This window comes from Arthrobacter pascens, assembly GCF_030815585.1.
Classification (GTDB): Bacteria; Actinomycetota; Actinomycetes; order Actinomycetales; family Micrococcaceae; genus Arthrobacter; species Arthrobacter pascens_A.
In genome coordinates this window covers 3,466,678-3,482,849 of the sequence record NZ_JAUSWY010000001.1, presented here as the reverse complement: position 1 = coordinate 3,482,849, position 16,172 = coordinate 3,466,678, and the positions used below count along the sequence as shown (strand labels likewise).

Here is a 16,172-nt window from a genome sequence, read left to right as displayed (position 1 = left end):
TGCTCCCCAAGACCCTGTTGTTTCCTTGGCTCAGTTCCAAGAACTTCCGATTTCGGCAGGCTCTTCCACAGTCCAACCCTCCCCCCATACACTCGTTGGCGCTCAAACCAATGTATTTGCTGTCGCGACGGAGCAGATCCTGCAGCTGACGGTCGTTGGCCGATCCGTTCGTGTCAAGGCCATTCCAGTGGAGTATCAATGGGACTACGGCGACGGAAATGGATTGGGGCCGTCGACGCTATCTGGATCTTCCCTCCCACCAGAACGATGGGGGGAGAAGACGAGAACCAGCCATATTTACAGGTCGACTGGTGACGTCTCCGTGACCCTCTCTACGTTTTATCGCGGCGAGTATTCAGTAGAAGATGGGCCGTGGCAGCCGATAGTAGGCAGGGCCACGGTAGTCACAGCGCCCCAGACCATCAGCGTGTGGCGGTCCATCACCCGGAACTACGCTGACGACTGCAATAGAAACCCGCGTGGACAAGGCTGCCCAGGCGTCGCTCCGGCTCCCTAACCAGTAGAGGTCCTAAGCAGCAGGAATCGAGGGAAGAGCAGCAGCCCATCGGTGATCCCCGTCTCTTCCGGAATAGTTGCAGACGCCGGGCAGTTGGGCACAGCAGAACCAATTCATCTTGAAAGGAACTGCGCATGCTGTTTTCCCCGTTGACCCTTGGCGAGCTCGAACTGCCCAACCGCCTGGTGATGGCGCCCCTGACCCGCGTCCGCGCCGGTGAGGACGGCGTGCCCGGGCCCCTAGTCGTCGAACACTACCGTCAGCGCGCCTCGCTGGGACTTATTGTCAGTGAAGGCGCCTACCCGAGCCCTGCCGGCCGGTCTTACCCAGGCCAGCCCGGACTGGTCACGGAAGAGCAGATCGCCGGCTGGAAGAATGTCACCGACGCTGTTCACGCCGAGGGCGGCCGGATGTTCGCCCAGGTCATGCACGGCGGGAGGGTCTCGCACCAGGACATCACCGGCGGCCACCGCATTGTGGGCCCCAGTGCCATAGCCATCGAAGGGGAAGTCCGCACCGCGACAGGAAAGCAGCAGTACCCCGTGCCGCACGCGCTCGCCACTGATGAGCTGCCCGTGGTGATTCAGGAGATTGTCAGCGCATCGCTCAACGCGATTGAAGCCGGGTTCGACGGCGTGGAACTGCACTCGGCCAACGGTTACCTCCTGCACGAGTTCCTGGCCCCGAACGCCAACGTCCGCACGGACAGCTATGGCGGGTCGCCGGAAAATCGGGCCCGCTTTGTCATCGAGACGGTCAACGCGGTAGTGGCTGCGCTTGGGGCCAACCGGGTGGGCATCCGCATTTCGCCGGAGCACAATGTCCAGGGCATTTCCGAAACCGACGCCGCAGACATCCGGGCAACTTACGAAGTCCTCGTAGACAGCATTGCACCCCTGAATCTTGCCTACTTGAGCATCCTTCACCACGAACCTGCCGGTGAGCTGGTCCAGGATCTCCGTGCCCGCTTTAACGGGACATTCCTGGTGAACACCGGCTTCGGTTTTGTCACCACGCGCGATGAAGCTGTCGCGCTGGTTGCCGACGGGTACGCCGACGCAGTCGTGGTGGGCCGCCCCGCCATCGCCAACCCGGACCTGGCCCGCCGTTGGAAGGAAAGCCTCCCGCTGAATGAGCCTGACCCGTCCACTTTCTATGGCGAAGGCGCGAAAGGTTACACGGACTATCCCGCCTACGCAGGCTAAAGGTTCAGTAATGACGACGGCGGCACCCGGCCTGGGTGCCGCCGTCGCTGGCTGCTCGGTGTGCTGTCCCGGCAGCGGGCGCCAATAGGCCATCCGACGGCTCTTCTTGGCTCATCTATCAACGTGGACCGCTCGGGATTCTCCTTGTTTGCCCATATGAGGCCCGGCGGTAGCAAAATAATACTCCACCGAATGGAGTATCGCTAGGGGTTTATTCGCGGGCATCCCAAGCTGCTAATTGGGGAACGGTAGGATTTGGCCATGACTGACCCCGTGTTCGAAGCCGCCTACCAGGCCGCCCAGAAAAGCCTCAGAGAAGGCGGCATCCCCATCGGCGCTGCACTGGCGCGTGCGGGACAGGTTATCGCCACGGGGCACAATGAACGTGTCCAGCAAGGCGATCCGATTGCCCATGGCGAGATGTCTGCGCTCCGGGCGGCTGGCCGCCAGGTCAATTACCGGGACACCGTGCTCTACACCACCCTGGCACCGTGTGCCATGTGTACCGGGACCATCATCCAGTTCAAGATCCCCAAGGTTGTTGTGGGGGAAGCCAAAACCTTCCCCGGCGAATTCGATCTGCTCCGGTCCCGCGGAGTGGAAGTTGTGGTTCTGGACGACCAGCGCTGCATTGACATGATGCGCGACTTCCAACGCGATCACGCGGAACTCTGGGCCGAGGACATCGCTGAAGAAGTGGATATCCCCGAATAGCTAGAGAAAAGCCTCTCTCCCTGTTCCTTCCTGCATCACCAGCTTGCCGTCCTCGATGGAGACCAGCAGGCTCTTGGGCTTTCCGCTCACTTTGAGGATGCCTTTGAGTCCCCGGTTGGTGACTTCCACACCCACCTGGGCGCCTTTGGCGGGCAGCTCCACTGTCGCTTCGTACGCTTCTCCGAGGAGCGGGTTGGTGGACACTCCCACATCGCGGCGGACCTCTTTGCCGTTGACCATGACGGTGATGTTGGCCTCCTCGAACCCATCTTGGAAGACGATGAGCAGTTCCCGCATGGTGGCCTCTTCCTCGAGATTGGTTGCCTGTGACGGCATATCCACTACAGCACTTCGCGGCCCCGAGCGGAATACCCGGATACTGAGCCGGCTCGTTGCTGGTGCAGCGGTTCAGGTCAGTAGGGCAAAATGTTCTGGTGACCCAACTCCCGCAACGCCCCTCCGCCCCCGTGCCCGCATCCCAGGCGCCGGACAACGCGATCCATAGCCAGATTGCCGCCGAGCTGGGCGTGAAAACCTGGCAGGTGAAGGCTGCCGTGGAACTGCTCGACGGCGGGTCGACCGTCCCGTTCATCGCCCGGTACCGCAAGGAAGCCACCGGAACGCTGGATGACACGCAGCTCCGCGAGCTCGACGAACGCCTGCGGTACCTCCGCGAGCTGGAGGACCGCCGTCGTACAGTCCTTGAGGCGATTGCCGCCCAGGGCCAGCTGACTCCGGAGGTCCAGGCGGCTGTCATCGCCGCGGACACCAAGTCGCGGCTGGAGGACATCTACCTCCCGTTCAAGTCCAAGCGGCGCACCAAGGCGCAGATCGCCCGCGAAGCCGGGCTGGAACCCCTGGCTGAGATCCTGCTGAAACGTCCGGAGCTGGACCCGGAGCGCGAGGCTGCCAAGTACCTGAACCCCGAACATTCCATTGATGACGCCGCAGCCGCCCTCACCGGTGCCCGCTCCATCCTGGTGGAGCGCGTGGCGCAGGACCCTGACCTCGCTGCAACCTTGCGCGAACGGCTCTGGACGCAGGGTCGGATGGTGTCGCGCGTGAAGATGGGCAAACAGGCTGACGGCCAGAAGTTTGCGGACTACTTTGAGTTTGCCCAAGCGCCGTCCGGGATGCCGTCGCACCGGGTCCTGGCGTTGCTGCGTGGCGAGAAGGACGGCGTCCTGGAGCTGGATCTCGCCGAGGCGGACCCGAACGACGACGACGCCCTCGCCGCTGCGCGCTCCCGCTACGAAGCCGCGGTGGCTAAGTGCCTGGGGGTCGCCGACCGCGGCCGTCCCGCCGATGCCTGGCTCGTCCAGACTGCCCAGCTGGCGTGGCGCTCGCGTGTGCTGGCACGCCTCACGGCAGACCTTCGCGGCCGGATGTTCACCGCAGCGGAGGACGAGGCCGTGCGGGTGTTTGCCGCCAATCTGCGCGACGTCCTGCTCGCCGCACCTGCCGGGAACCGCGCCACCCTGGGCCTGGACCCCGGGCTGCGGACGGGTGTGAAGGTGGCCGTGGTGGACGGCACGGGGAAGGTGGTAGCCACCGATACCGTGTATCCGCACGCACCGGCGCGGAAGTGGGACGAAGCGTTGGCCACCCTGGTGCGGTTGGCGCGGAAGCACGCCGTCGAGCTCGTGGCAATCGGGAACGGCACGGCTTCCCGTGAGACAGACAAACTGGCCGCGGAGCTCATCAAGCTGCTGCCCGCTGCGGACCGGAAGCCGCAAAAGCTGGTGGTGTCCGAGGCCGGTGCGTCGGTTTATTCGGCCTCAGCCTTGGCCTCGGCGGAGTTGCCGGGGATGGATGTGTCCCTCCGTGGCGCAGTGTCGATTGCTCGCCGGCTTCAGGACCCGCTGGCGGAGCTGGTGAAGATCGATCCCAAGTCCATCGGAGTGGGGCAGTACCAGCACGACGTCACGGCATCGAAGCTGGACCGCAGTCTGGACGCCGTGGTGGAGGACTGCGTGAATGCCGTCGGCGTGGACGTGAATACGGCGTCGCCGGCGCTGCTCAGCCGCGTGGCCGGCGTCGGTCCTTTGCTGAGCGAAAACATTGTGGCTTACCGGAACGAGCACGGGCCGTTCGCCAAACGCAGCGAGTTGAAGAAGGTGCCGCGGCTGGGCGCCAAGGCGTTTGAGCAATGCGCGGGCTTCCTGAGGATCACTGGGGGTGCGGAGCCGCTGGATGCATCCAGCGTGCATCCGGAGGCCTATGCGGTGGCCCGCAAAATCCTGGTGGCCGCCGGTTCGGCCCCGGCGTCGTCTTTGGACCCGCGGAACTTTGTGGACGGAACCTTCGGCCTGCCCACCGTGCAGGACATCCTGGCGGAGCTGGACAAGCCGGGCCGCGACCCCCGGCCGGCGTTTGCGGCGGCCACGTTCTCGGAGGGAATCGAGAAGATCTCCGACCTTAAGCCCGGCATGGTGCTGGAGGGCACTGTCACCAACGTTGCCGCCTTCGGCGCGTTTGTCGACGTCGGCGTCCACCAGGACGGGCTGGTGCACGTTTCCGCCCTGGCCAACCGCTTTGTCTCCGATCCCCGCGAGGTGGTGAAGTCAGGGCAGGTTGTACGCGTGAAAGTGCTTGAAGCCGATCCGGAGCGGAAGCGGATCTCGCTGACCTTGAGGCTCGACGACGAGCCGTCACCTTCCGGCGGCCGGCAGCCTGCGGGCGGAGGCCGTCCGGCACGAGCGGCCGATGGAGCAGGCGCACGTGCAGGCAGCGGCGACCGCACAGGCTCAGGCTCGGGCGCCCGCGGCCCCCGTCCGGAATCCAGCGGACGCAAAGCCGCTCCCGCACCGAAAACAGCATCCGCAAGCCCGCCGAACACTGCCCTGGCGGAGGCACTGCGTAAGGCGGGCCTCGCTTAGTAGGCAATCCAGTCTGAGGGCCTCGAGCACGTGCTTAACCGTCCGGTGTGCTCCGATCAGGTCGACGCCATCACGGCCCTAACGTCGGTGTTGTCCCTCGTCCTGCTGTTCTCCGGTCTCATCGTTGTGCGCATCGTCTTTATGGCGGGCTTCCTGAAGATGGTGCTCCAGCTTTTCTTCTGCATCGCGGCGGCGTTGACCCACCGTGCGCATCTGTTGAGTCGTCGGCGCCCCATGGGCGTGCTGGTGCGGGCCAAGGTCCCGCAGATTCTCGCTCATACTGAAATGGTCTCACTCGAGACCGGCATCAGGAAGGCTCGGTCTCGCACCCCACCGGAGCACTGTTTGCAGCTAATTACGCCCCCGCCGTGCATGGAAGGCAGCGGATGTGAAGGCACAGCCCCGCGATCAATCTGGACGGCGGCGGGTCCACCACGATGGTGGCCAACGGGGCTGTAGTAAACACTCCGTCAAATACCGGCGGCTCGGAGCGTGGGGTAGGCGACGCGCTGGTGGTGCTGCCCTCCAGGAAAACGGTCGAGCGTTAGACCGGCGGCTGCGGAAAGCAGACCGGAACCGGTCCTACGCAAGCGACAGGGTGAACGCCAGGACGAACCCTGCAGCCGTGCTCAGAGCTACGGCAGGGCCGCCATGCTCGTAGGCTTCCGGCATCAGCGTGTCTGCCAGGGATGCAATCACCGCACCGGCAGCAAAGGCCAGGGGCAGCGAGATAGCTTCCGGGTCGGTGCCGGAGAGGGGACCTGCGCCTACCACTACTGCAGCCACCAGCAGGACAGCACAGGCAACCCACAGCCCGATGATGCTGACAGGCGAGCGTCCCTGGCTGCGCATGGACGCTGCGCCCACAAGGGCCTCGGGAAAGTTGGATACAAAAATGGCGGCGAGTAGGGCCAGACCGCCGGTTCCCTCGCCCAAGGAGACCCCCAGGGCGACATTTTCAGGCACTCCGTCGAGGGTGACCGCTGCCAGGAGCGCCATGCCTGCCGCTCCGCGGGTGGATGTGGCCGCAGCCGGACGCTCAGCAGCCGCGGCGTCGGTGTCAAGCTTGGCGCTGCCTTGGAATTCATCCGCCGGAGTGGCCTGCGAACCTGGCTGTGCCCAGCGGTCCAGGAGCGCACTGAGCGCGGTAAACACGATGGCGCCAACCATCAGGCCGATGGCGGCCCGGAGGATGCCGCCGCGTTGGTAGGCGTCCTCGAAGAGTTCGAAGGCAAGGGCGGTGATCAGGGCACCGGCGGCGAAGGACAGAAGGATGGCCAGGAGTCGCTTGGGTAGCTCAAATCGAACGCCAATGAAGGCACCCAGAATCAGTGCACTGGATGCTATGACGCCGAACAGCAGCGACATCATCATGCCGTCAGTATAGGAGTGCGGTGCTGGTCAGGGAATATGATGCCGAAGCTCTGCATCTGCTGAAGAACTTTCGGGGCTGGACGGTTTCTGCAAGGCTGGAGGCATGACTTACTTCTTGGAATACACCATCCCCGCTGCTTCCGACGATGCCGGGTTTGAGTTCCCTTACGATGAGATTAATGCGGGCTCCACGATTCCCCTGACGCAGACCCACGCCGAGACCGTCCATGCGCCAGATTTGCCCGCGCGGACAGGCATTATCGGTGCCACTGTCCCAGAAGCGAAGCTCGAAGCCGAGCAGCTCATCACGCACAGCCGCGCCACGGAAGCCGCTTTGTACTTTGATCCGTCAAACTCGCTCCAGGCCGGCGTCGGGACCTTGGTGGCTACCTTCGCCGAAGGCCGCGGTTGGCAGGACGCCTAGTTCATAACCCGCGTTCCAAGACGGGACTGTCCGATAAACGGCGTGTGGGTCCGGCCGGTTTTCATTAGTGAGTGGTTCTTTCGAACCGACCGGCGAAGGTAATCGCGAACGCGTTCAGCGCAGGCTTCCACCTCATTACCCAGCGTGCCCGGCCGCCGCCGGTTGGATCAAGAGATCTGGTGACCAGATACAGGCATTTCAGGGCCGCGGCCTCGTTCGGAAAGTGCCCGCGGGCCCTCACAGCCCTTCTGTAGCGGGCGTTGATCGACTCGATCGCGTTCGTTGTGCAGATCACCCGGCGGATCTCCACGTCGTACTCCAGGAATGGCACGAACTCAGCCCAGGAGGACTCCCAGAGCCGCACGATTGCCGGATATCGCTGGCCCCATTCGGCCGTGAACTCGGCGAACCGGTCCTTCGCCGCCTGCTCTGACGGGGCCGTGTAGACGGGCTTGAGCGCCTTGACGATGCCGTCGCGGTGCTGGCGTCCGGCGTAGCGGAAGCTGTTGCGTATCAGGTGCACGACGCACTGCTGCACCACCGTTCGCTCCCACGTGGTCGTGATCGCCTCCGGCAGGCCTTTGAGCCCGTCACAGACGGCGATCAACACATCTTCAACGCCCCGGTTCTTCAGCTCGGAGAAGACCTGCAGCCAGAACCGTGCACCCTCGCCGCCGTCGCCTGCCCAGATGCCCAGGATCTCCCGCTCACCACTTGTGGTGACCCCCATGACGACATAGAACGGGGTGTTGCGCACCTGCCCGTCACGGACCTTGACCACGACCGCGTCAACGAAGAGCACCGGGTAGATCGGATCCAAAGGCCGGGCCGACCATTGGGCCAGTTCCCCGGCGACCTTCTCCGTGATGCGGCTGATGGTGTCTTTGGAGACCTTGGCCCCGTAGACCTCTTCGAAGTGCGCGGCGATTTCCCCCGTGGTCAGCCCCCGGGCGGACAGCGAGAGCACGATCTGGTCGATTCCGTCCAGACGCCGTTTCCGTTTGGGCACGATCACCGGCTCGAACGAGCCGTCCCGATCCCGGGGCACCTCGATCTCGACCGGGCCGATCTCGGTCAGCACGGTCTTTGACCTGGTGCCGTTGCGCATGTTGGCTGCGATCGGTCTCTGGCCATGCTCGTGCCCGAGGTGCTCGGTCAGCTCCGCTTCCAGCGCGGTCTCCAGCACATTCCTCGTGAGCTGGTTCAGCAGCCCACCCGGGCCTACCAGGCTCACACCCTGTTCCTTGGCCTGCGCGAGCAACCGCTCCGCAAGCTCCTTCTGATCGATGATCTCTCCCGTCACAGGATCGATCATCACCCCTGTCATCTCGGTCGTGGAATCTGACACGGCCATCTCCTTTCGGATCAGGCCGGACCCCACACACCGTTATTCAGACAGTCCCTCCAAGACGGGCTCAACGGCAAGCCGGAGCAGGTGTCAGGGACCTAGGCCGACTGCGAAAACCTGCCAATCGGGAAGTGGATCTTTGGGCAGCTCCACGTCAGCCGCCACTTCGGGAGGGTCCGGGATGTCGTCCGGCCAGTGGGGTGGTTCCCAGTCCTGTTGTTCGCTGGCGTAGTGGCGGCCGGTGGGTGAAATCCAGCCGGGTGGTTCGTTGGGTCCGGCTCCGGTGGGTGTCCAACTTGTTGTGTGTTTGAGTCTGTGGTGTTTGCGGCAGGGCTGGCCGAGGTTGGTGATGCCGGTGGTGCCGCCGTCTGCCCAGGCGAGGAGGTGGTCTGCTTCGTTGTCGAGGGAGTGGTTACTGCAGCCGGGGAACGGGCACTTCCCGTCGCGCAGGCGGAGCCACTGCCGCATCGCCTTCGGTACCCGGTAGCTGGTGCGTCCGATCTCCAGCGGTGCCCCGTTGCGGGGGTCGGTCAGGACCCGGTGGAAGGAATCAGCCCCGTCGGCGACAAGGCGGCGGGCCATGGACGGCGGGACGGTCCGTAGCCGTCGAGCGTGGCAGGCTCCTCCCCGGCGCCGAGCAGGGAGAGTACGGGGACGGTGAGCAGGACTTGGGCTGTGGGAGAGCGGGTTCCTTCCGCGACGCCGCGGAGCAGCCAGGCGGCGGCCTGGTCGGCCCTGAGCTGCGTCAGGGTCCGCGGCTCGTCCGGACCCTGCACTGCCCGTGCGGCGGCTGTGGCCCGGTTCCAGATGCCCTCGGCCTGGTCGGCGGGCAGGTACGCGGAGAGCCAGGCCATGCCGTCGCGGTCCGGGGTGTATTCAAGGCGTCGGTCCTCGGCGCTCTTGGCGTGCCTCGTCTCGATGGATACGGGGTGGTGGCGTTCCCGCCAGGTGCGGGCCTTGTGCCGGAACCGGGACGGGACGAGTTCCCCGGCCGGGCAGCTGCGGGCAGGGTTTGGTGTGTCGGGGTCCAGGAAGTGCGCTTCGAGCGCCTTGGTGCCGGCGGGGTCGAGGTTGGCGGTTTCGTCGACCATGACCCTCGCGTGCTGCCACGAAATCGTCCCGGCCTGCAACGCGGCGAGAGTCAGGGGAAGGGCGGTGGTGAGTTCACAGGCTTCGGACAAGAGGGCCCCAGCGGTGCGTTCGCTGACCGTCAGGACGACGCCCGCGACCTCCGCGACCACGGCCATTTCGTTGGCGGTGTTTTCCTGCGGCGACGCGGCCGGTGACGCCAGAGCCTTGGCCCCTTCCGCAAACTCTGCGGCGGTCCGGACTTTCAGGGCGGCAGTATGTGCTTCCAACCGGGCGATCTCGGCCAGCCTGTCCAGACAAGCATCGACCTGGCGGCGCAACGGATCTGAGCCGGAAGCGTCGTCACGCCGCGGATTGCAACGGGGACTGGCAAGAACAGCGACGGAAGCCTTAACGGCCTCCAACGCATCGTCTGCTCCTGTGCTTTCCATACTCAAATGATCCTGCGAGGGTCTGACAGTAATGCTCCGAGGCTACGCGGCCTTCCTCAGAGGAATTCTGAACCGGCTTTGGCAATCAAACTACAACCGCGGATGCGAGTTGCACTGGGACACTCTGCTCAGCCCACGTGGCTGTCAGGATCTTTTGTCCCGATGTCAGTCCGCTGAGATCGAGGACGCCGCTGACCAACAGGTCGATGTGCCCTGTATGGATGGTTGTTAAGCAGCCCACCGTTTCGGGAACGGCTGAGGTGACGGCTGGAACGCCAGTACCGGGTATACCCGAACCCTGCAATTGCACTGTCTCAGCGATCAGCTCAAGGTGACCATCGACGTCGAGCAGCTGTTCGGCTTGAGGCTGTCCTGACAGTATTGTCGTGGCCAAGGTGGACGCGTAGACGGGATCACGGGCGGCGTCGTAGACCCATCTCGTTCCGAGTACGGAGTGCTCGGTGGTTCCGATGAGGCCGGCGTTGGCGCCGTCAAGGGGCGAGTCCCTGTACGTCAGCGGAACCTGAAAAACTGCGCCCTTGCTGGCCAGGAGCAGTGTTTCTACGCCTACCTCGCCCTCCGGATCATCAAAGCGGAACGACCCTACACGCACTAGATCCGTTGACTCCCCCTCCGCGAACCATGGCTGGCGGGGTAGCCACATACTGAGGAGCTCTAATTGGATGGTTTCACGGTAGCCGTGTGAATGATTGCCATGCGTCCCAGCGTGGAAGCAGTACAGAATAGTTTCAGCTCGACGTTACCGCCGGTGAAGCTCCTGTGGGATCGGATGACCCCTCGGACGGTTCCTTCTGCCAAGGCCAGCGGCCGGTGATCTCCAGTTCAAGCGAGAAGCTCAGGAATGTACGGATCAGCACGATAATCGCCAGGACGCCCACGCTCTCGTAGGTAGGCGTCACGGCGACGGTGCGGATGATGTCGGCCGCCACGAGCAACTCGAGCCCGAGCAGGATGGACCTGCCCAGCAACTGCCGGTACGAGCGGTAGACGGTTAGCTTCTTCGAGCCTTCAGGTAGCTTCCGCGGCTGGTAGCCCCTCAGTGCCATGGGAATGGAGACCAACGCGCCGATGACCATAACTGCCACTCCGGCAAAGTCCATGTACCTGCCCACGGCCTCGATAATGTGCTGAAAGTCCATGTTCCCCTGCCTGTACTCTCCGGATGCAATTTCTGCTTGTCCCGCCGCAGCTACAGCCTAGACGCTCAGCTACAGGTGCCGGACGCCTGTTCCCGCCAGCACCTCGCGGTAGCCCTCTCGGAATGACGGAAAAGCGAAATCAAACCCGGTACTCCGGAGGAGTGCATTGCTGCAGCGCTTGTTTCCGCCGCGGGCTTCCCCTGCAGGCCCGGTGGGCGGCTCCGGGAGATCCAGTTCCGAAGCCAGGAACCGCAGGACCTCGCCCAGCTCCGCGGGATGGTTGTCCACACCTAGATATACCGTGGCAGGCATGGATTCCATAGTGGTCAGGTGGACGATCGACGCTGCGGCATCGTCGCGGTGGATCCGGTTGGTGTAGCGCGGCTCATCCGGAACGACCGCCGAGCCGTTTCGGACCTGGTTTATCAGCCGAGTCCGCCCCGGTCCGTAGATCCCCCCGAGCCGCAGCACGGTTCCGGCTATTCCCGTCCCGCTCAGCCGGTTGTGGAGCAGGTCCTCCGCCTCGCGCATGATGCGGCCGGAGAATCCGCCGGGAGCCGCCGTCGTGCTTTCATCGATCCAGCCGCCTCCTGCGTCCCCATACACGGCAGTGGACGAAACAAAAAGCACCCGCCGCGGCGTGACGCCGTCGCGCTTAAGGGCATCCAGGACGTGCGCAAGCCCGTTCACATAGGCGGCGTGGTAGGCATCCTTGGTGGGGGAGTCGGCAGCAAGGGCGACGACGACGGCGGAGGTGTCCGCCGGGATGGGCGGAAGGTTCGCGCTGCCCAGGTCAGCCGCCACGCCTTCGATTTCCACTGGAAGTTTCTCTGGCTGCCGGCGCCATCCCACCACGCGATGACCCGCTGCAGCAAAACGCAATCCGGCTTCGGTTCCCAGGTCACCGCAGCCGGCCAGGAGGACGGTCAACGGATCAGGGCGCCGGAACCGGGAAGAATACCCGCGGATCCTGGAGGAGGGCCGGATAATCGAAAGCCGACCTGGCGATGACCTCGGTGACGCTGAAGTTTCGGCCGAACCTGCCATCTTCCAGCGTGATGGGCCTGCCGAGCACCTGTCCTACGGCGAACTTGCTGCCGTCTTCGAAGGCGACAGCCACCGTGGTCTTGCCGGGAAGGGTGGTGAAGGCTTCCTCCTGGGCCTGGCGTTTGCGGGTGGGCTTTTTGACCAGTTGCTTGGGCGGCAGCTTGCGCGGCTGCTTGGAGGGACGGCGCGAGCCGTCGTCGACGTAGACCGGGGAGTACTCGTCCTGGCTGGCACGCGGAGCGTTGGTGCGGCGGACCGGCGGCAGGGCCACCGTGTCCAGCGACTGGGGATCGATCTCGGCGTGCGGCGAACGGAGGATCCAGAGGACATCGCCATCAGGATCTACCGGCAGGAACTCATGCTTCGGCTCGGGCCAAATGAAGTCAAGGTCCGGCTCGGCGTCAGGGAATACCGCTTTGTAGAACTTCGGGTCCTTGCGGAGCAGCTTGGAGCGGTGGCTCAGGTGGAAATCGGGATTTCCGAGCCACTCCGGCAGGGGGATTTTGGCCACGTAGTCCGGGTGGGCGGCTTGGGGCGCAAACTCGGTGATGTTGGCGCGTGTGTTGTCTGCATGGCCGCGGGAGGTCCATTCGTCCACCATCGCCAGGCCGTACAGGGTCAGCGCGGGCACGTGGCCCATCCACATGCGGACGGCCGGGTGGGTCTGCCAGCCGTACTCGGGGATCACCAGGGCCCGGAGGGTCTGCAGCGCCTCGACACGCTGCTTGCCAAGCCTGGCGGTGTCCAGCGCGGCGGCGCTCTGCCGGAAATCGGGGTACGGAAGGAAGGTTTGCATCCCTTCAGTCTGACGGCACACGCCGCATGTGCCAATTGCAGTGCCGGCCGCCACATCGGAGACGGGCGTCGATGTTCACATGGTGGACCGATGCATACAGCGCTAGGGGTCAACCACTAAGATGTCGGAAACCACCCCCGGCGTCCCGGAAGCCCTCACATGACGACTACACCTGAAATGACCCCCAGAAACACGCAGCCTTTGACGCCCAAGTTCGGGCAGATGCTGAGTCCGGAGGCCAAGGGCATCCTGGTCCTTGACGAATTTACCCTCGATCCGGCAGCAGCACGCAAGGAGCAGCACGGTTTTCGTGCTGCCATTGCATCCGTCGCGCTGACGCTCCGGCGGATCATCGCCCTGCGGATAGTCATCGCACTGGTTGCGATCGCAAACCTGCCGTTGTTCCTGCTCTCCAGCGGATGGTGGATCTACGCCGTGTCCTTGACTCTGGTGGTAGGCGTGCATGCTGCTGTTTCCTGGCTCAACCGGCACGAGCCCAGAGTGCGCCAGCGCCAGATGCTTGAGTTGCACCTGCACCGGGAACGCAGCGCCAACTACCGCAAGGTCCGCGACGCCGTGAAGTACATGATCGATACGCCCAGCCGGATGAACGAGCACCTCTACCTTGAGTTGCTTGCGGTCAAGCGCGTTGCAGTCAACGTCGCGCACGGCACGGTGGCACTGTTGGACACCAGCGACGACACCGCCTGGAAGGTGCGGATCGTCCGCGAACTTCCGGTAGCTGCCTAAGCAATCAGGCTGCCAACCTGCCTGCCGCCAACCTCTAGATAGAACAACGACGCCGGAGCTCCCCACAGGGGGATGCTTCGGCGTCGTTTGTTGTCCTCGCTGTTAAGGAACGTAGGTTGTCGAACCTGTGCCCCTACGCGGAAGGCCCTACGCGGGAAGCTGTAGGACCTGCCCTGCGAACACCATGTCCGGGTTGGCAATGGTATCCAGGTTGGCGTCCGCCAGGCTCTGCCAGCCGCCTTCAATGCCGAGCTTATCGGCCGCTGTGATGAGGGTGTCGCCCGGTTCCAGCGTGTAGGTGTCCCCGCTCAACGCCACCGGAGCTGCGTGCTGCGGCACCGATTCAACTACGGGTGCTGCCGGCAACTGGGTGACAGGCGCCTGGGTGACCGGCACGCTCTGGACTGGCACGCTCTGGACCGGGGCGCTCTGCGGCGCCACCGCCGTCGCGCCGCCACTCAGGCCAAGCTTCGAGGCACAGGATGGCCAGGCGCCCCAGCCTTGTGCGGCCTGGACCTGTTCGGCAACGGCGATCTGCTGCTCGCGGCTAGCGTCTGCTGCCGAGCCAGTGCCGCCGTAGGCTGCCCAGGTGCTGGCGCTGAACTGCAGGCCGCCGGTGTAGCCGTTGCCCGTGTTGGTGGCCCAGTTTCCGCCGCTTTCACATTGGGCCAGTGCATCCCAGGTTGAGGTGCTGGTGGCCGCGTTGGCCGCCGTGGCGGAAAGCGCCAGGCCAGCCATGGAAACAGCGGCCAGGGTGACTCCACGGCGTGCGGCAGTACGGATGGTGGTGTTTTTCATGGTTTGCGATGCTCCTGAAGGCCACCTGCGCTCGGTCCGTCCCCGGAGGTCGTTGCGCCACTGCCCGCCCCTGACGAAGAGAGGTCAATACGGTGTCTGCCGGCCGGGCAGTTCTGGTGGAGGCAGCACCGGGCATTCATTGGCCCGCGTCGCAGGCACGCTTTCACGCTAGGACAACAACGCGCCGTTATCAAATCGAGATGTTTTCTGGGTGTTGGCTGGTCGCTGGCTGGTGGCGCGGCCTGCGGGGCAAAAGCCGCGGGGCGCGCGCCATCGTCCGAGGGGCATATTCTTGCCTGATGGAACCGACGCAAATCTCCGAGCCAAACCAGCCTGATGAGACAGGCGACGTTGAGCAGCTTCCCGCGGAAGGGTTGCGGCTGCTTCCCGTGGCCGAGCTGCACCTGCACATCGAGGGCACGCTCGAACCCGAACTGATCTTCGAGCTGGCGGAGCGCAACGGCCTCGTCCTTCCGTATTCCGGGCTGGAGGAGCTGCGCGGATTATACGAATTCTCGGACCTGCAGTCCTTCCTGGATCTGTACTACGCCAACATGGCGGTGCTCCGGACCGAACAGGATTTCGCCGACATGACCCGTGCGTACCTCGCCCGCGCGTCCGCTGCAGGGGTGCGGCACGCAGAGATCATGATGGATCCCCAGGCACACCTTTCCCGTGGCGTCTCCTTGGAAACCTGCGTCAATGGCGTGGCATCCGGGCTCGCAACGTCGGTTGAGGAATTCGGCATCTCAACCCTGCTCATCGCGGCGTTCCTGCGTGACCTGTCCGAGAAATCCGCACTGGAAGTCCTGGACGGACTGCTCGCCATGAACGCCCCCATCGCCGCGATCGGCCTGGATTCGGCTGAAGTAGGCAACCCACCGGCCAAGTTCGAACGCTTGTTCACCCGGGCACGGGAAGCAGGCCTGCGGCTGACGGCCCACGCAGGCGAGGAAGGGCCGGCGTCGTACATCATCGAGGCGCTGGAGATCCTGGGCGTGGAACGGATAGACCACGGGATCCGCTGCATGGAGGATCCGGACCTGGTGGAGCGGCTGGTGGAGGACCGGATCCCGCTGACCGTGTGCCCGCTCTCAAATGTCCGGCTCCGTGCCGTGGACACCTTGGCTGACCACCCGCTGCCGGCGATGCTCGCCGCAGGGCTGAATGTATCCGTCAATTCAGACGATCCGGCATACTTCGGCGGGTACGTGGACGACAACTTCGCGCAGCTGGATGCGGCCTTCGAGTTTTCCGAGTTCGACCGCGCACGCCTCGCCGCAAACTCCATCCATTCGTCGTTCGCCTCCGAGGACAGGAAAGCCGAGCTCCTGAATGAGCTGAATGGCGGTAAGTAACGGCGCCCTTCCCGGCAGCGAGGCTTGGCCACGGCAGACAAATTTCGGAAATTGCCGGGCAGCTGTGGATATCCCGCGGACGTCGTCCGAGAAGGCACTGACGACCGGCCCCATCGCCCGCCACATAACCGCTACACTGGTGCCGCAAGCGCGTAGGGGAAGGGTCCGGCGGCACCCGGTTTCTGTCCTCAACGGATTGAGCTAACCGCCCATTACCCGAGACTCCCGCCTCACTTAGGGTCTGGTTCTCGTCATAGTCGGTTACGACACGCGGAGTTAACC

16 protein-coding genes and 1 pseudogene are annotated in these 16,172 nt (G+C 64.3%); 7 read left to right on the top strand and 10 right to left on the bottom strand.

Features of this window, described 5'->3' with window-relative positions; translation table 11 throughout:
• Nucleotides 1–651: 651 nt before the first annotated feature.
• On the top strand, nucleotides 652–1,722 hold the full coding sequence (locus QFZ30_RS16065) for an alkene reductase (protein ID WP_307077889.1): 1,071 nt from the start codon (nucleotides 652–654) through the stop codon (nucleotides 1,720–1,722).
• A 261-nt stretch (nucleotides 1,723–1,983) separates the two neighbouring features.
• On the top strand, nucleotides 1,984–2,436 hold the full coding sequence (locus QFZ30_RS16060; protein WP_307077887.1) for a nucleoside deaminase: 453 nt from the start codon (nucleotides 1,984–1,986) through the stop codon (nucleotides 2,434–2,436).
• Here QFZ30_RS16060 and QFZ30_RS16055 read toward each other — a convergent pair whose 3' ends face one another.
• Complete coding sequence (locus QFZ30_RS16055; RefSeq protein WP_307080305.1) at nucleotides 2,437–2,733, bottom strand: hypothetical protein; 297 nt, start codon at nucleotides 2,731–2,733, stop codon at nucleotides 2,437–2,439. It abuts the gene before it with no gap.
• Nucleotides 2,734–2,870: 137 nt separating this feature from the next.
• Here QFZ30_RS16055 and QFZ30_RS16050 point away from each other — a divergent pair, with 137 nt between their 5' ends.
• Nucleotides 2,871–5,315 carry a Tex family protein gene (locus QFZ30_RS16050; protein ID WP_307077885.1) on the top strand — a complete coding sequence of 815 codons (2,445 nt, stop codon included), beginning with the start codon at nucleotides 2,871–2,873 and terminating at the stop codon, nucleotides 5,313–5,315.
• 78 nt (nucleotides 5,316–5,393) lie between these two features.
• Here QFZ30_RS16050 and QFZ30_RS16045 read toward each other — a convergent pair whose 3' ends face one another.
• Complete coding sequence (locus QFZ30_RS16045; RefSeq protein ID WP_307077883.1) at nucleotides 5,394–5,594, bottom strand: hypothetical protein; 201 nt, start codon at nucleotides 5,592–5,594, stop codon at nucleotides 5,394–5,396.
• Nucleotides 5,595–5,722: 128 nt separating this feature from the next.
• Between QFZ30_RS16045 and QFZ30_RS16040 the strand changes: the two genes are divergently transcribed.
• Nucleotides 5,723–5,863, top strand: coding sequence for a phosphodiester glycosidase family protein (locus QFZ30_RS16040; protein WP_307080303.1), 141 nt, complete (start codon nucleotides 5,723–5,725; stop codon nucleotides 5,861–5,863).
• 34 nt (nucleotides 5,864–5,897) lie between these two features.
• On the opposite strand, the gene QFZ30_RS16035 is transcribed toward QFZ30_RS16040, so the two are convergent.
• The gene (locus tag QFZ30_RS16035) at nucleotides 5,898–6,689 is read right to left on the bottom strand and encodes a ZIP family metal transporter (protein WP_307077881.1); all 792 of its coding nucleotides are present in this window, start codon (nucleotides 6,687–6,689) and stop codon (nucleotides 5,898–5,900) included.
• Nucleotides 6,690–6,792: 103 nt separating this feature from the next.
• Between QFZ30_RS16035 and QFZ30_RS16030 the strand changes: the two genes are divergently transcribed.
• On the top strand, nucleotides 6,793–7,113 hold the full coding sequence (locus QFZ30_RS16030) for a hypothetical protein (protein WP_307077879.1): 321 nt from the start codon (nucleotides 6,793–6,795) through the stop codon (nucleotides 7,111–7,113).
• A 64-nt stretch (nucleotides 7,114–7,177) separates the two neighbouring features.
• Here the strand turns inward: QFZ30_RS16030 and QFZ30_RS16025 are convergent, their stop codons facing one another.
• From QFZ30_RS16025 to QFZ30_RS16000, 6 genes and pseudogenes are all read right to left on the bottom strand, one after another.
• Nucleotides 7,178–8,428: an IS256 family transposase gene (locus QFZ30_RS16025; protein WP_307080003.1), complete on the bottom strand. Its 1,251-nt coding sequence runs from the start codon at nucleotides 8,426–8,428 to the stop codon at nucleotides 7,178–7,180.
• Nucleotides 8,429–8,551: 123 nt separating this feature from the next.
• Nucleotides 8,552–9,981, bottom strand: a pseudogene (locus QFZ30_RS16020) (DUF222 domain-containing protein).
• A gap of 85 nt (nucleotides 9,982–10,066) precedes the next feature.
• Nucleotides 10,067–10,645 carry a maltokinase N-terminal cap-like domain-containing protein gene (locus QFZ30_RS16015; protein WP_307077877.1) on the bottom strand — a complete coding sequence of 193 codons (579 nt, stop codon included), beginning with the start codon at nucleotides 10,643–10,645 and terminating at the stop codon, nucleotides 10,067–10,069.
• Between the two features lie 85 nt (nucleotides 10,646–10,730).
• A complete protein-coding gene (locus QFZ30_RS16010) occupies nucleotides 10,731–11,141 on the bottom strand; it encodes a DUF1622 domain-containing protein (protein ID WP_307077875.1) in 411 nt (136 codons plus the stop codon).
• Nucleotides 11,142–11,210: 69 nt separating this feature from the next.
• Nucleotides 11,211–12,071 carry an SDR family oxidoreductase gene (locus tag QFZ30_RS16005; protein WP_307077873.1) on the bottom strand — a complete coding sequence of 287 codons (861 nt, stop codon included), beginning with the start codon at nucleotides 12,069–12,071 and terminating at the stop codon, nucleotides 11,211–11,213.
• Nucleotides 12,072–12,075: 4 nt separating this feature from the next.
• Nucleotides 12,076–12,984, bottom strand: coding sequence for an MSMEG_6728 family protein (locus tag QFZ30_RS16000; RefSeq protein ID WP_307077870.1), 909 nt, complete (start codon nucleotides 12,982–12,984; stop codon nucleotides 12,076–12,078).
• Between the two features lie 177 nt (nucleotides 12,985–13,161).
• Here QFZ30_RS16000 and QFZ30_RS15995 point away from each other — a divergent pair, with 177 nt between their 5' ends.
• Nucleotides 13,162–13,734, top strand: coding sequence for a hypothetical protein (locus tag QFZ30_RS15995; protein WP_307077868.1), 573 nt, complete (start codon nucleotides 13,162–13,164; stop codon nucleotides 13,732–13,734).
• A 147-nt stretch (nucleotides 13,735–13,881) separates the two neighbouring features.
• On the opposite strand, the gene QFZ30_RS15990 is transcribed toward QFZ30_RS15995, so the two are convergent.
• Complete coding sequence (locus QFZ30_RS15990; RefSeq protein WP_307077866.1) at nucleotides 13,882–14,532, bottom strand: LysM peptidoglycan-binding domain-containing protein; 651 nt, start codon at nucleotides 14,530–14,532, stop codon at nucleotides 13,882–13,884.
• Nucleotides 14,533–14,831: 299 nt separating this feature from the next.
• On the opposite strand from QFZ30_RS15990, the gene QFZ30_RS15985 reads away from it, so the two are divergent.
• Nucleotides 14,832–15,890 carry an adenosine deaminase gene (locus QFZ30_RS15985; protein WP_307077864.1) on the top strand — a complete coding sequence of 353 codons (1,059 nt, stop codon included), beginning with the start codon at nucleotides 14,832–14,834 and terminating at the stop codon, nucleotides 15,888–15,890.
• The last annotated feature ends 282 nt before the right edge of the window (nucleotides 15,891–16,172 follow it).